This window comes from Alicyclobacillus fodiniaquatilis (assembly GCF_042678105.1).
Classification (GTDB): domain Bacteria; phylum Bacillota; class Bacilli; order Alicyclobacillales; family Alicyclobacillaceae; genus Alicyclobacillus; species Alicyclobacillus fodiniaquatilis.
In genome coordinates this window covers 1-14,505 of sequence record NZ_JBHUCX010000010.1, presented here as the reverse complement: position 1 = coordinate 14,505, position 14,505 = coordinate 1, and the positions used below count along the sequence as shown (strand labels likewise).

Here is a 14,505-nt window from a genome sequence, read left to right as displayed (position 1 = left end):
GTTCTGAGGACGGAACAGGCAGCCGTCGCCCCCGTAAGGGTTAGGAGATGCAGATTGTCACCTGCCTAACGTTCGAACTAAGTAGGCCACGGAGTAATTCCGTGGCCTTTTGAATTTCTAGTCTTGTATGCATCTTGTGTGCAAACCCTCGCGCAAATAACCCCTCTATGCCCCTCTATGCCCCCTGTTCCCCCTTTACCTTGGTTTGAAAAGCCTTATTCTCATACCATCTAAGGCGCTGGATTCTCATGGGCATCGTACGCGGTTGGAACAGAATCGCAGTTTCTCCAAGTCGGCCAAATTCCTCCGGTCGGATGAGCGGTACCGTCTGTTCATTATTCGTTTCGCTACCAAAAATCTGGAGAGGATTGTGCGAACGTGAATAACTCGTGGTATTCACTGCTCGTTGGCCAGCGAGATCTGACAGCGCTTTTTGTGTCTTGTCGTCCGTGGCCGACAGAATCAGCTTATACGAACAGTTATCCACGATGATGCGCCGGATGTCTTCTCCATAGCGGTCGTCCAGTTGGGCAAGACTCTGTACCACAATCGAAAAATGGACGTTCTTCGAACGCAGCGTGGCAAGACTGCCGTCAAATTCCGGCATTTTTCCGAGGCGTGGAAACTCGTCGAGCATAACCAGAATCGGAACCGATGCCTCTTCAGGCCGCTCTTGCATATGCCGGATGATTTGCTGAATCACCGCCGTCCAGAGCGGTCGCAACTGCTCCAAACGACTTTCTGGAATGGTCAGATAAAGAGTCGTCGGCTTGTCCAGGTCAGAGGCCTTAAAATCGCTTCGTGCGGTCGCTCGAATCACATCGTCATCTGTGGCCAGGGTGAGCAATTTTGAGCGCATTTCACCGGCCACACCGCCTAATGCTTTATCTGGCAGATCAACAAACCCACTGGCAAGCAGTCGAGTCCCCCGATGCTCACTCTTCGACAATTCTTCCACAAGACGCCGCACTGGCGTCTCAATGCATCTCGCCGCCACGTCTGCAAGGCTAAGAACTTGTCGGTTGCCCTCCAGGATGGCCGCCGCAAAAATCCCCTGTGCGGCCTGTGCCCAAAAGGGATCGCCTTCTTTGGGTTCGGGTATCAACGTCTGAGCCAAATCCTGTGCCTGAAAGACCGTCTGACAGTAATCAATCGGGTTGTACGTATGATCGTCCCCGACCGGGTTAAACCGTAGCACACGGCTGAATGAGCGGCGATAGGAAGCCGTTTTTTCGTAAAGCTCCCCCTTGATGTCAATGACCAGGGCGCTGCCCTGCCACGATAGCAAAGTCGGAATGACATGGGAGACCGTCTTCCCTTCACCAGATCCCCCGACAATGAGCGTATGACCTTCTTTGTGAGCCAGCCGAACAATCGCATGTTTCCGATCTTGGCCGTAAATAAGCCCGTCTACCTCACTCAAGTGAGATAACCGTGTCGCCAACTCACTTTGGTGAGTTTGCATGAAATGGCTCTCACCCAGCGGATTGTCGCGCAAACGGGCCAAATGCTGCCGTTCTTCCCTGGATACATACGGTTTCTTGCGGATGAACGCCCACAATCGTAAAAACCATTCCCGCCGTCGCCACGCGACCGCCAGGATAACAAATACCAATGCCCAAGCAGGATGAACCGTCATCAGGACAATAAAAGCTAGAATCCCCAAAAGGACTACGAGCAGGCGTTTCGCAATTTGTGGCCTTGCTTGTAAAGGTTTTTTCATGGAACATCTACCTTTCTAAACTCGGTTCACGTCCGAACCGTTCGTCGACGCGCTTCAAGGGCCTCGACTGCTCCTCTGTTCCTCTCATGAGTGGCGTCTGTGCGCGCTGTTGGCCGTGTTTCCCGTCGTACCGTTCTCCCAGCTCCTGATGCATCTCCCTGAACACATCGCGATCTTTTTCGCGTGTATGACCACGTTCTGGTTGCCGCTCTCGATGGCGCTCTACCTGCCTGTTCTTTTCCTGTTCGGCAATCTCCTGAAAATCTTTAATATGGCGCGGATAAATGCCAACTTGTTTGTTGTCCTGGTCATAACCGCGAATCAAGATATGTGCATGGGGATGGCCTTTGTCGTCGTGAACGGCAGCCACCCAATCGAGATTTTGACCGTTGCGCATTTCGTAACGATTCATCGTATCTCGAACCAGTTCCCGCATATCGAGGTTTAGACGATTACGCTCATCTTCAGAGACCGTCAATACCAATTTGTGCGCGACAACGCCGCGTTCCGGCTGTTCCTGGAGCTTTTGATATACGTCTTGGCGATGCACGCGATCCTCGTCTTTACTGAACAGTTCCGGCTTATTTTCGTGACGCTCATGGTCGGCAGATATGTATTTGATATTGGCCTTGGCCTTCGACAACGGTTTAGAGGTGGCACCATGCTTGTAAAAGCCCAATGATTTCACATGTGCAGTCATGTCCTATAACCCCTTTGGCGCAGGGTGATTTTGTATATATTCCGCGATCCCCTGTTCCCCCGTTTTCATCCGGCCAACATTCTCCCGGATGTATCTCATCAGCCCGCGTGTCCACGCCTCAAGTTGCGCGCTCTGTGCTCGTTCCTCGCTATGTTCCTGTTCACGCGCACGGAGTCGATTTCGCAGTTCAGTACTGATGGCGTCAGCCTGTTTAACCTGTACATTCGCTTGGTTGACCCTTTCTGCAAGCTCGTTTACACGTGCTTGCAGCGCCTTGTTTTCCTCCAACACATTTTCATGTTCAACGATCAGAGAGGCGACCTGTTCTGCTTCTTCCTGGTCAAACCGCTTGCGCATTCGTTGTGATGCTTCTTTGCGAAGGGTTTCTAACTCGTTGCGAGCTCTGCGTTTGTCGGAATAAGTGCCCGTGAAAATATCCTCAATGATGGCTGTACTGTACGAGGTTTCGTAGGATGATTTTGCAATGAGATTGCCAACGCGCTCCACGGTGCGTTGGCTCATTTCGTCGAACCGCTTCTCTAAGCGTTCGACGAGCGCCCGTTCAGTAGCAGAGATGAGGCCACTGGCCTCCAACTCTGTGAGCTGACGAGCGTGATAGGCTCTGATGGCTTGCTCAATGAGCAAGCCGAGCTTCGTCTCCGACCCGTAGTCGGTTTTGGCCAATTTGCGGCCAAGACCGACAATCGCGGGATCGAGACGAAGTGTGGTTTTTTGCCTTTGCATTTGCCGACACCTCGCAAAAAATTGGATATACAAACCAATTTTAAGAGTGTCGGCGGGTGGGGGTCAAGGGGGAGGACGCCTCCACCCTTGCAGAGTGTGTGTTCGACGCGAAGTGTCGGACACTTTTAACTCTGCCTTCCTCTAAAAAGAAAAAAAAACGTCCGCTCCCGCGGTCGTTTTTTATCTTTTTACGGGGCGTCTTTGCGGTGTCATCCGCAGCACGGGCAGGCTCCGTGCGAGGACGGACACCGCTCGGCTGTGCGGAGGGTTCCAGCGATGCGGGAGCGAGCGTCGAACCCGGAGTGCAGCCGATGTCTCGCCTTCCACAGGCTGGGCAAGCTCCAGACGAGGACAAGGTGAGACCCAGGCCATCCAACGTGGGGAGATGGAGGCTCGCCGCGTTGGATGGCCTCTGCCCGGCTAGCGCAGGGCAGACAGGTATCATTCGTCAAGGCTCGTGGAATACCGTAGGCGGTAGACGAGGATATGCCGCGAAAGGCCTTGGCGAGGCAGGGATGTACAAAATCTAACGTCAGGGGATGAAAGACCATAGGGATTCATCCCCTCTAACTGCCAAATCAAAAATGGCCCAGTAGAATCGACTACAAGGCTGTTAAAATGCAACGAACGTAGTTTTGTATGTATAGATAAAGAAAACCTCTCCTAGACCCCATTATGAGCGTCTACGAGCATATTTATTTTGAAGGCGCAGTATTCGTAAATTCATGATAGGGTGGTCATCGAAGAATGAACGTTCATAGCTACATTCTTAGACCATCGAATCCAAAGTCGAAAAAAGCAAACATACCTCACTCTTACATATGTTTCAGGGTGGTATTAGTGAGAAAATTTATCTATCAGAGCCAATAAGCCAGTAGCAACAACACTGCTACTCGCATTCTCCAATATTCTTTTTATGATCGTCAGAGATTTCGAGATAACTCCTGGTTGCGGTGAACCTGATTGGACCTGTTCCGTTAAAGTGTGGATTTCTCGTAGAGCTTCACTTTGTTCTTCTTCTTCCAGTCCAGTCTGCTCTAAATGGGTGCGAATCTGTTCCGTCAGCGTTTGAAGTTGTTGAATGTCGAGTCCATGAATCTCCATAGTCTGAGTAGAATGCGTTGTATCACGTTGAATTTGAATGCGCCCACCTGGGGCGTTTATGGTTAAATGTTCATGATGTTCTTGCGCCACGCGTTTTTCTTGCTCTGAGAATTGAATACCTTGTCCCAAAATCCCTTCGTCAGTCAACTGAAGTGTCCACGTCAAAATATGCTGTCTGATTGTTTGTAGTATCAGATGAAACTCCGCTCTATGTACGTACAAGGCGAACTGCTCACCATATCCTATCTCGTTCAGTTTATTCAATGCCTCCGCTGAAAAATCTCTACGGAAAACCTTGTCTTTGTTCTCGGATAATAACAGTTCCAGTTGTGGAATAGAAGTCTTTTCTATGTGAGTCTCAGCTACGTTCGTGAGTTCGCTAAATGTCTCTACAGGCACGTATTCTGTGGCCGTCTGCCCACGTGCCCATAACTGTCCATGTACGTGCCTGTACTGTGGAACAGGGTCGCTAACGATCCTCGTATATCCGTCTAGCTCCTGCTGCGCCCACAAGGAAAATTCTGATACACTGAGTTTGTGAGCCACAACAAGGGTCATACGAAGCAATTCGGATATTGAGACTTGGTCGAGCATAGATTTTTGTTGTAACTCTAGCACGACTGATGGCATGGTGGTTCTGTTCACACCTCTCGTTTCAGGTTTGTGCACAGGTAAGTTATCTACTCCAGAAGAGTCGATCTATGGGTCATTATCAGTGTAATTTGTCAATCTCGTATAGCAGACCAGATGCAACCAAGCTGCCCACAGCACGTTCTAGTACACTCTTAATAAATGCGAAAGACTTGGAAATAGATCCAGGATGAGGTGACGTGGAGTGTATTTGCTCAGATAAAACCTCGAGTTCTCGCAGAACCTCTCCTTTGTCATTTTCCCTTAGACCAGTTTGGTCGAGATTTGTACGAATTTGTTCAGCTAGTGCTTGTACTCGTTGAATGTCAATTTGATGAGTCTGCATAGTCTGGGATGAATGAGAGGTGTTCTGTTGAACTTGAATATGTGCTCCCGGTGCCGTGATATTCAATTGACTACTGTGTTCCTGTGCGGCTTGCTTCTCTTCGTCAGAAAATTTTACTCCATCGCCCAAAATGCCTTCCTCCTCTAGTCTGAGTGCCCAGTCAAGAACATTCTGTCGAATATCTTGCAGAATGCCTTCGAGTGCTGAACGCTCAAGTATTAACGAGAACTGTGTATCCATCTTGAAGTATTTCGATAACGTTGTAGAAGCAACGTGTGGAAGTGTTTTTTGAATGATTCCGTTATTATTTGACAAAATATGCTCAATTTCCGGTACGGGCTCAAACAGTTGGGTGGATTCAACCAACTTCGAAAGTCCATCATCTGGAATTACCGCCGGAATCCAGCCCCTATAAGGGTTGAATGCCCGTAACTGTCCTCGAACAGTTCTGTACTGAGGGATGAGGTCTTTATCCACACTCTGATATCCATCAAGCTCTTGTTTAGCCCATGAAGTGAACTTATCTACCCTGAGTTTTCGTGCTACTGCGTAAGCTATCCGAAGCAAGTCCGAAACGGAACCCTGCTGGTACATGGCTTTTTGCTGCAGTTCCAATACAATGGATGCCACCGACATCGATCCTCTCACTCATATTACCAATTTAATGCTGAATAACTCACTTAATATCTACACTTCTGTACATTGTAACCTGCGTTCAATTTTCTGGAAATAATTTATAGAAGGCAGTATATCGTTTATCTTTGGCATTTGATGTTTTATTTGTCGTAGTTGCTTCGACACGCACTATACCGTTACGAATTAATGATCCAATAAATCCAGCAGGATTTCTAACCCCCTCTTTTGTGGCCAACTCAGCTGCATATAGCACATCATCTGGTTTTGCAATTTGAAGCCATGCTCTTATGGTCTTGGCCTGAACTTGGATTCCTTTCTCTTCTAGAACGGATTGAATCTCTTTACACACATGCTCGTTCTGTTTCTTTACTTCGGTAGGCTCCTCTGATCTCTCAATCGTCGCAGAAATTTCTTGGATGACAGTAAAAGCTTCTTGTGTGGGTGTGTCCTTAATGGGTTTTGTTAATGGGTAGTCCTTAATGAGTATTCCTTCTTTATTCTCACAGACCATAGGTATGTTCTCTGTGACCATAGGTATAGTCTCGCTGACCATAGGTGTGTTCTCTGTGACCATACCCTTTGGGGGATGTGGTCTGTCAGACCATACCCTCTTAGGGATAACATCCAGCGGGTGAATGACGGTATAAAGGTTCGGGTAGAACTCACCGTTCTCTTTACGCCCTCTGACTTCCTTTAACAATAGACCTGCATTGATGAGCTCGTTAACCGCTCTTTGGACTGTAGACCTACTAAAACCAACTTCTCCTGCAATCGTCCCGTATCCGGGGAAGCTTTGTCCTTCCGAATCAGCCCGACGGCACAAATAGACATAGACGGCCTTGGCATGGCCGCCGATCTGCATCTCATAGATCCCGTTTGGAACTGTGAAATACCCGTTTGTCCAACCTTTTCTTACCTGACCTTGTTCATTCATTCTATGTATCCTCCTTATTCGGAGGACGAAAAAAGGCCCAACAAATTCCTCTGTTGGCGCCTTGTCACTGGTTGCAAAAAACTTATGTATCTGCGAGAATAAACGCAAACACAGCTTGTCTATGTGACAAGGCGTCTATATGAAGAACTTGAGAGAGAATAGGACCTGTGCCGGCCAAAGCAAAGGGTCCTATTCTGCTTTTTCGTCCCTGTTTTGTTTCCAATTATAACAAACAAAATCCGGCAATAATAGACATACTAGATTGCCCTCTCTCTTGAGCTTAAAAGTTGCTCTGGGGGGTTTTTAGGCTATGCAGTTACCTTGTCTTGCTGGGACAACCGTTTCGGCTCTCAATTTTATGGGGTACTATGAAGATATCAGAGGTAATATGAACCTAAGATACGTTGATAATATAGCAACCTTTACAGAGGTTTTGATAAACTTATTTCAAATTCATTTGAAGTACATATGAGGTGGTGCAAAATTATGGACGAGCTAAAAACCATCTCGCAAGTTGCGTCGGAAACAGGAACTACGGCAGCACAGCTTCGATATTGGGATGAAAAAGGACTTATTAAGAGCAAAAAAAATTCAACGGGAACTCGCTTCTTTTCTGTCGATCAATATAGTCGTATCGAATTTATAAAAAAAATATTGTCACAACCCAAAGCGACGATTGAAGACGCCAGGAGGGCAATTTACGGCGAACAGGCGCTTCAAGCCAAAGAGGCAGAAAGTAAGGTTGAGACTACAGAAATCATGCTATCCAAAGCGCTTGATTCCGCACTGACTGGTGAGTTTGGCTCGCTTATGGAAATGATGACTCAAACATTTACACAGATGCGAGATGAATTTAACGCTAACAAAACGATGCTTGAAGCTATTCAAAGGGAGAATGCCGAGCTTCGAGAACGGATCGCTTCTTATGAACTTCGAACGAACGATAAATTATCCGAAATGAAATCATCTGTTTTAAAGGAAATGGAGCTCAATCAAAAAGAGTTGCTTTCGACTTCGCGTGACACAAATGCGTCACTGACGGAAAAAATCACTTCGTATGAGCTTCAAATGCACGACAAAATCACCTCATATGAAGCTAAAATAACTCAATTGGAGTTAGCGGCAACCGAAGATCGACGAAAAGTCGAAGAACGCGACCGTGAATTGATGGAAACCCTTCGTACTATGCAGGAGCGAGCGCAGGAAGAAGCGAGACAACAAAAAAGAGGATGGTGGCCGTGGCGTAGAGCATAATGATGTACTCAAAGGTTCAACGTCAAATACACATCATCAAGCTGATCTTGTGTGATCCCGATATACCGAAGTGTGATGGATGGTGCTGAGTGATTCAGCAGCTTCTGTAACAGTGTAATGTCCTGCCCTTGTTTGAAGGCGTGATACGCAAATGTTTTACGAAGCGTATGTGTTCCAATGCGGTCTTTTATCCCCACCGCTTTAGCGGCCTTATTTAGGGCTTTCCAGGCTTGTACCCTCTGTATATGGGTATTTCCCTTCCGAGAGGCGAAAAGCGGCTCAGAACGTAAATATGAGGCTCGTTTTTCTAGGTACTCCTCAATGGCCTTTCTTGAATTGTTGCTGATTGGAAAAGTCTTCGTTTTTCCGTTTTTTTTCTCTCGAATCGTGATTCGGTCCAGCACTTTCCCTCTTTCACTGAGAACATCCTCGATGTTCAACTGCAAAAGATCGCTCACGCGCAGCCCGCTGTTGATCCCCAACACGAACAGACAGTAATCCCGCAAATTACTTCCGCGAAGCATCAATTTCATGGCTTCAATTTTCTTTTTGTCGCGAATCGGTTCCACGAATTCCACTTAGAAACACATCCACACATTTTATATAATTATGTTTCATTGTAGCCTAAGACCGAAAAATAGTACAGCACAAAAAACGCCGAAACCCCTTGTGGTGCAAGGAATCTCGGCGTTTTTGTGAAAGAAACACAATATACTTGTGTTTCTTTCGTTCTTGTACTAAAATCGCCGGGGAGCTTGGGCATTGCAAGGTAACTGAAGCAAATTAGAGAATTGACTGTAGCCGCTGAAGAAACGCAGGACAGCCAAGGCTTTGAAGGAGTCCCGCCCAAAACGCGGATTTACACCAGTATAATTGTAAATATACGAATGATATAAGCGTATATCCATCTTCCTAACGGACGTACGAAAGCTAAGTGTTTGTCGTCATACGACTAAATTGCAACCATGAATACCACTATGTTGTTTTCAAACCAACCCTAATACTCATCTAGGATAAAATCATTGATACAACAGCACTTTGAATCGAACAGAAGTCTGTTTTGTACGATTTGATAATGCCACTTTTTCCAGTTCCCACGCTTTTAAAATCCAAAATCAACCCTTTTGGGGAGATGGGCAAAAACGCCCATTTTGTGTATTACCTTTATATCTGCACTGATGCGCTATTTTTATGTTGTGTTTCTCGATTTAGGCCAGGGTGACTGACGTGCTATCGAATGTCACAGACCGAGGAACTCAACAAGAAAAGGTGGGATAGTTATTTAAGTAGAATTTAAACTTTGAATTATATGAAAAATAGGACTTTTTGGCCATGACGATTCGACTACCATGTTATAGAATATATGTAAGGGAGGGGGTGAAACTATGGCAAACGCGGCTCCACTGGGACTTGCGATTGAAAGTAGGGACTTCATAGAGCTACCAGAATGGCCTGAATTTAGTTATGATGTAAACTCACAGATGTTGGTCATTGAGGGTGATAATACTCCTTTGGTTAACATTATTGTCGATGGAATTACGCAAACTAGTGTCAAGGGAAACGTGATTGACGTTGAGAATGGACAGTAATTAATACTTACACTCTCGATAGCAGGGTCCCGTCGGGAGCCTGCTATCGAGAGTTATGGAGGATTAGTATGAAAGCGATTGCAATTTTTACCCGGAAAATTGATTTTATGGTGGATCGAATTATAGTTCGTCTCCGCGAGCTTGGAATTCCGTATTTGAGAATCAACCTTGACTGCTTCCCCGAATCAGGTTTTATATCTTGGGAACCACATGATCCATGGAAAAGTAAGTTACATTATGAAGGGAAGGAATTTACGATTGAAGATCTCAGAAGTATTTGGATCTGGCAACCTGACACTACTACGAGCATACCTGAACTCGATGAAAAGGGAAACGCGTTCAGAGCTGGGGAAACAGAGCATGCTGTTTGGGGGTTTCTTCGTTCCGTACCAGTACCAGTAATAAACCATCCTCTTGCGATTAACCGCGCCAAGTTCAAACTACCTCAGCTAACATTAGCAGGTAAGTATGGCATGGCAACTCCTCGGACGTTGGTTACAAATAATTCTGATGAGGCTATGGCGTTTGCAGAAGCATGTGAAAACGAGATCATATACAAACTCATGCATCCGCCACTATACCGACTTAATGGCGTTGATGAGGCTATCGGGACATATACTACTTTACTTAGCGCCCCGGATTTAGACGGACTTAAAGAATCAATCCACATTACCCCATGTTTATTACAGGAACATGTACAAAAACGTTGTGATATTAGAGTTACATATATTGACGGAACAATTTTTGCAGCAGAGATTTTTTCACAAGAACACCCAAAGGGACGAGTAGATTGGCGAAAAGCCCCTGTTTTTGAATTAGGGTATAAACAACACAATTTACCTGACTCAATTACTCAAAAAATTCACGGATTTATGCAAGAGATCGGCCTAACATATGGTGCACTTGACTTTGCTATGACCCCAGAAGGTGAATATGTTTTCTTCGAGGTCAATTCTGCTGGGCAATTTGCGTGGTTAGAGCAGCAATTAAACATCGATATTACAGGACGCTTTGTTGAGATGCTATTAAATCACGCTTACATGGAGGTGAAAAATACAACATGGTAAAAAATTTCCTCTCTGGGTTTGCGCGGTCTATTAGTGCCCTCTGGGCATCTAACTTTGTTGTTTTAGTTGCTCAGATCCTAGTATCTGTTCTCAGTGGTTTGATTCCAGGGGCGTATGTATGGGCGACGGCACAGTTAGTTACGAGCTTATCTGAGCACCAAAGTCCACTTCTGTACATGAGTGTTTTAATAATATCTCTCCTATTGCAAAACGTGCTCAACCCGGTAAGTCAGTGGCTATCTACCATTATGAGCAGACACGCAAATGTCTATATGACGGAGCGTGTTATGGCTGGAACACGGATGATGTCACTAGTGGATATGGATAACCCGGAGAAGCTCGACGAAACTAACTTATGGTGGATGCAAACTGCAGTGTCGCCTTTTATTATCGCAACTAACATTCCTGAGGCGGTTCAAGGAACACTCTCTCTTGTTGCAGTTCTCTCTGCCGTAGCAAGCGTCGCTGGTATCTGGTCGGCATTGGTAGTAACAGCCCTTGCTGCAGCATCATTCATTGAATTGGTCTATATGAACAAGAACATGGAATTAGTGGTTTCGTATACTTCCGAGAGGAGACGGCTAGATTACCTTCGCGGCATAATTCTTGGTCGCGATGCAGCAAAAGAAATTCGTGCATATCCAAGGTTCTATGAGTATATTCGGGACCTTTTTATGAATTACGCTAAACGTTACAACCAGCGCGAAATACATCTAGCATCTAAAAGAATGCTTGCACTTACTCTGTCCGGACTCGCTTTATTTCTAACTCAGATTACTGTCATATTGTGGCTAGTGCACGCTGTAACTCACGGTGTCATGAAAATCGGGTCAATAGCTGCCTTGATCCAAGGGTTGATAACAATAACGGCGGTTTCTGGAACGGTGTTCACAAGTTTTCGTGAGATTACACAAGCTAGTTTATTTCTTAATCGGCTACCCAACAGGTTCACTGACACGTTAGACGGAACCGTGGAGAACAAAGCAGCATCGGGGACACCTGAGACACTTAATATCCGTAATCTATCCTTCTCATACCCAGCCTCTAACGAATTAGCATTGGACAATGTGTCACTAGAAATTCCGTTTGGACAGCATGTTGCCTTGGTGGGTGAAAATGGGTCTGGAAAGTCTACATTGATAAAAATTTTGAGCGGGTTAATTCAACCACAACAAGGTACCGTCACACTACAAGGACAGCCGATAGTTCCGCCAGAGTCGAGAATTCATGTAGTGTTCCAGGACTTCTGGAAACCAGCTTTAAGTGTGCGAGACGCAGTTCGAATGTCCACACTACATCGCTCGGTCGACGATACGGAACTTGAAAGTGCAATTGAAAAAGCTAATGCTCAGGTAATCATGAAAAAGCATTCTGCGAACCTTGATACGTATCTGACTCGTCAGTTTGACGATAGTGGAATGGAACTGTCTGGCGGTGAATGGCAAAGACTATGTCTGTCAAGAGCTTTCGTTGATCATCGCACAGCTGTCATTTTACTTGATGAACCAACTTCAGCAATATCTCCATTAGAGGAATTGGAGATATACGAATCTCTCAGCCGTGAATTTCGTGGCAGAACTATGGTGTTAGTAAGCCATCGTTTGGGTGTGGCCAAGTATGTCGATCGTATTGTCGTCCTAAAACATGGACGTATAGTCCAAGATGGGCCCCATCATCAATTGATAAATGAAGGCGGAACCTACGCTGAGATGTTTAATCGTGTGGCAGAATTATATTCTACATCCCAAGAGTCGATTTCCTAAAATGATAAACCAGATGGGAGGATGAATGATGAAACTAGGGATAGTGTCTGACACAAACCCGAATGCCCGAGACGGGGCACAGATTTACGGAGCAACTTTCGCAGAAAATACATGGCTAGAGGCTTTGTTACGTTACTGGGATGATACACTAATCATTCTGACAAGCGATCAGAACGATCAGGCAATACGAGCATATATTCACCAAGTGTCAATAACCAAGCAAGTACAGTGCAATGTTACTGTACGACATATTTCAGAACTGCCATTATTGGATGGTGACTTAGACGTCCTCTATGATCCTAATGGGATGCGCGTTAAAGCGTTGTCCGAGGTACGACGGACATTTACTAAACAGTTTCAATTAGTCTGTGCCTATCATACGCTTTCCTACAATCATCTGCGTCCTCTGTGGTCAGACTGGTGTTCGACGGATTGGCGGGATGGTGATGCGATTCTGGGGTCCTCTTCGACGTCTATTCACGCCCTTCAGCATCTACTATCTGATAACGCGGGGAACGTATTTAATCATCCACAAGTATACCATTGTCCTTTAGCAGTTAATCTAAATAACTTCAATTTGGTTGAACGATTACGAGCACGTAAGTTGCTAGGCCTACCAACTGCTACAGGAATTGTTACGTTTTTAGGCAGGCTATCACCATATGATAAGACGGATCTCACGGTACCCATGATTGGGCTAAAGAAGCTACTCATGGATCGAGATGTGTTATTACTCGTGGTTGGGGATGACTACTATAAATACTCCTCTGCTATTCGACGAACAGCTTCACAGCTTGGACTAGATGATAAAGTCCTCATTATTCCAAATGCGGGTATGTGGGACAGGTCGCTTTTTTACTCCGCGAGTGATGTAGTTCTTTGTCTTTCTGACTCGGTTCAAGAAAGCTTTGGATTGACGCCGTTAGAAGCAATGGCGTCCGGTTGCGTAGTTGTGACCAGTGAATGGGACGGATACAAAGAAACCGTAATTCCTGAACAGACAGGACTATTCGTTCCAACATACACTATCCAATCGGAGAAGTATGGACCCTGGGCAAACCTTGTTCCATGGCAGATTCATCATTTGCAAATGGCCCAACAGGTCGCAATAGATTTAGAACAACTCTCATTAGCTGTCGAGAGGGGACTGTATGATGAAGAGCTTCGGCGCAAATGTTTGGGTCATGGACCGAAACATGTTATGCAGCATTACACTCAGGAAGCGTGGGTACACAGGTTCAGAACGATTATTTCCAAAGAAGCCATACCAGTGTCTTGGCCTTCAAATTGCCAATTTAAAGACCCATTCCACGGGTATCCCTCTCGAATTATTCAGCCCGACAACAGATTAACTTCACAGAGTTATGCTGGAAACATACTGAATATTGTATATCAAGGTATCCCTAACCTAACAAGGATACTACAGTATAAGGATATTCTTTCCGCGTTGGAGGAAGTTTCTTTGGTACAGAGCATCAGCTGGGAAGACTGTGTATTTTCCCTAAAAATGAAGCAAATAAAGAATCCACAATCAGCTCTATTATTTCTTTTGAAACATGGATTTATTTCATTACAGGAATGAATCTAGGAGAGTAAGCGAACAAAGAGACCAAAGCCGTCCTCTGGGGCTTTTTTGTTCAATCTGCGTGCCTAGGTATCACTTGGAAAACACGAACTGTTAAATCTCCGTTCAGTACCTAGCCCCGGGTTTGGCGTGGTCTCCATATACAGGCTTGTCATATGGTAAACACATGTCGTAAATAAGTGCAGTACCCATAGCGTTTTTATATTTATTTACAGGATAGAGAATTTCAGTGTGAGGTAATGGAATAACGTTGGACGCCTGTTTAATCAAGGAAATGAAACAACATGTATAATAAGAACACTGATTTCGTAAATTAAGTCTCGAACGTTCTGAGGACGGAACAGGCAGCCGTCGCCCCCGTAAGGGTTAGGAGATGCAGATTGTCACCTGCCTAACGTTCGAACTAAGTAGGCCACGGAGTAATTCCGTG

General features: G+C 45.6%; 13 protein-coding genes. 6 read left to right on the top strand and 7 right to left on the bottom strand.

Features of this window, described 5'->3' with window-relative positions; all coding sequences use genetic code 11:
• Positions 1-175: 175 nt before the first annotated feature.
• From ACFSB2_RS03000 to ACFSB2_RS02990, 3 genes are read right to left on the bottom strand one after another with little or no spacing between them, the layout of a single operon-like run.
• On the bottom strand, positions 176-1,723 hold the full coding sequence (locus ACFSB2_RS03000; RefSeq protein WP_377941160.1) for a type IV secretory system conjugative DNA transfer family protein: 1,548 nt from the start codon (positions 1,721-1,723) through the stop codon (positions 176-178).
• 7 nt (positions 1,724-1,730) lie between these two features.
• The gene (locus ACFSB2_RS02995; RefSeq protein ID WP_377941159.1) at positions 1,731-2,423 is read right to left on the bottom strand and encodes a relaxase/mobilization nuclease domain-containing protein; all 693 of its coding nucleotides are present in this window, start codon (positions 2,421-2,423) and stop codon (positions 1,731-1,733) included.
• 3 nt (positions 2,424-2,426) lie between these two features.
• Positions 2,427-3,167: a hypothetical protein gene (locus ACFSB2_RS02990; RefSeq protein WP_377941157.1), complete on the bottom strand. Its 741-nt coding sequence runs from the start codon at positions 3,165-3,167 to the stop codon at positions 2,427-2,429.
• A 206-nt stretch (positions 3,168-3,373) separates the two neighbouring features.
• Between ACFSB2_RS02990 and ACFSB2_RS02985 the strand changes: the two genes are divergently transcribed.
• Complete coding sequence (locus tag ACFSB2_RS02985; protein WP_377941155.1) at positions 3,374-3,697, top strand: hypothetical protein; 324 nt, start codon at positions 3,374-3,376, stop codon at positions 3,695-3,697.
• 307 nt (positions 3,698-4,004) lie between these two features.
• Here ACFSB2_RS02985 and ACFSB2_RS02980 read toward each other — a convergent pair whose 3' ends face one another.
• The 3 genes from ACFSB2_RS02980 to ACFSB2_RS02970 form a co-directional block, all read right to left on the bottom strand.
• Entirely contained in the window at positions 4,005-4,901 is an 897-nt protein-coding gene (locus tag ACFSB2_RS02980; RefSeq protein WP_377941154.1) for an AbiTii domain-containing protein, read from the bottom strand.
• Positions 4,902-4,983: 82 nt separating this feature from the next.
• The gene (locus tag ACFSB2_RS02975) at positions 4,984-5,877 is read right to left on the bottom strand and encodes an AbiTii domain-containing protein (RefSeq protein WP_377941153.1); all 894 of its coding nucleotides are present in this window, start codon (positions 5,875-5,877) and stop codon (positions 4,984-4,986) included.
• Positions 5,878-5,962: 85 nt separating this feature from the next.
• Complete coding sequence (locus tag ACFSB2_RS02970; protein WP_377941152.1) at positions 5,963-6,817, bottom strand: helix-turn-helix domain-containing protein; 855 nt, start codon at positions 6,815-6,817, stop codon at positions 5,963-5,965.
• Positions 6,818-7,303: 486 nt separating this feature from the next.
• Here ACFSB2_RS02970 and ACFSB2_RS02965 point away from each other — a divergent pair, with 486 nt between their 5' ends.
• Positions 7,304-8,071, top strand: coding sequence for a helix-turn-helix domain-containing protein (locus ACFSB2_RS02965; protein WP_377941151.1), 768 nt, complete (start codon positions 7,304-7,306; stop codon positions 8,069-8,071).
• A gap of 8 nt (positions 8,072-8,079) precedes the next feature.
• On the opposite strand, the gene ACFSB2_RS02960 is transcribed toward ACFSB2_RS02965, so the two are convergent.
• Positions 8,080-8,649, bottom strand: a complete 570-nt coding sequence (locus tag ACFSB2_RS02960; protein ID WP_377941150.1) for a site-specific integrase — start codon at positions 8,647-8,649, stop codon at positions 8,080-8,082.
• 807 nt (positions 8,650-9,456) lie between these two features.
• On the opposite strand from ACFSB2_RS02960, the gene ACFSB2_RS02955 reads away from it, so the two are divergent.
• From ACFSB2_RS02955 to ACFSB2_RS02940, 4 genes are all read left to right on the top strand, one after another.
• Positions 9,457-9,660 (top strand): hypothetical protein, encoded by a 204-nt coding sequence (locus ACFSB2_RS02955; RefSeq protein ID WP_377941149.1) that lies wholly within the window; start codon positions 9,457-9,459, stop codon positions 9,658-9,660.
• Between the two features lie 68 nt (positions 9,661-9,728).
• A complete protein-coding gene (locus tag ACFSB2_RS02950; RefSeq protein WP_377941148.1) occupies positions 9,729-10,727 on the top strand; it encodes an MvdC/MvdD family ATP grasp protein in 999 nt (332 codons plus the stop codon).
• The gene (locus ACFSB2_RS02945; protein ID WP_377941147.1) at positions 10,721-12,490 is read left to right on the top strand and encodes an ATP-binding cassette domain-containing protein; all 1,770 of its coding nucleotides are present in this window, start codon (positions 10,721-10,723) and stop codon (positions 12,488-12,490) included. The genes ACFSB2_RS02950 and ACFSB2_RS02945 overlap by 7 nt, the downstream gene beginning before the upstream one ends.
• A gap of 28 nt (positions 12,491-12,518) precedes the next feature.
• Positions 12,519-14,072 (top strand): glycosyltransferase family 4 protein, encoded by a 1,554-nt coding sequence (locus ACFSB2_RS02940; protein WP_377941145.1) that lies wholly within the window; start codon positions 12,519-12,521, stop codon positions 14,070-14,072.
• Positions 14,073-14,505 lie beyond the last annotated feature (433 nt).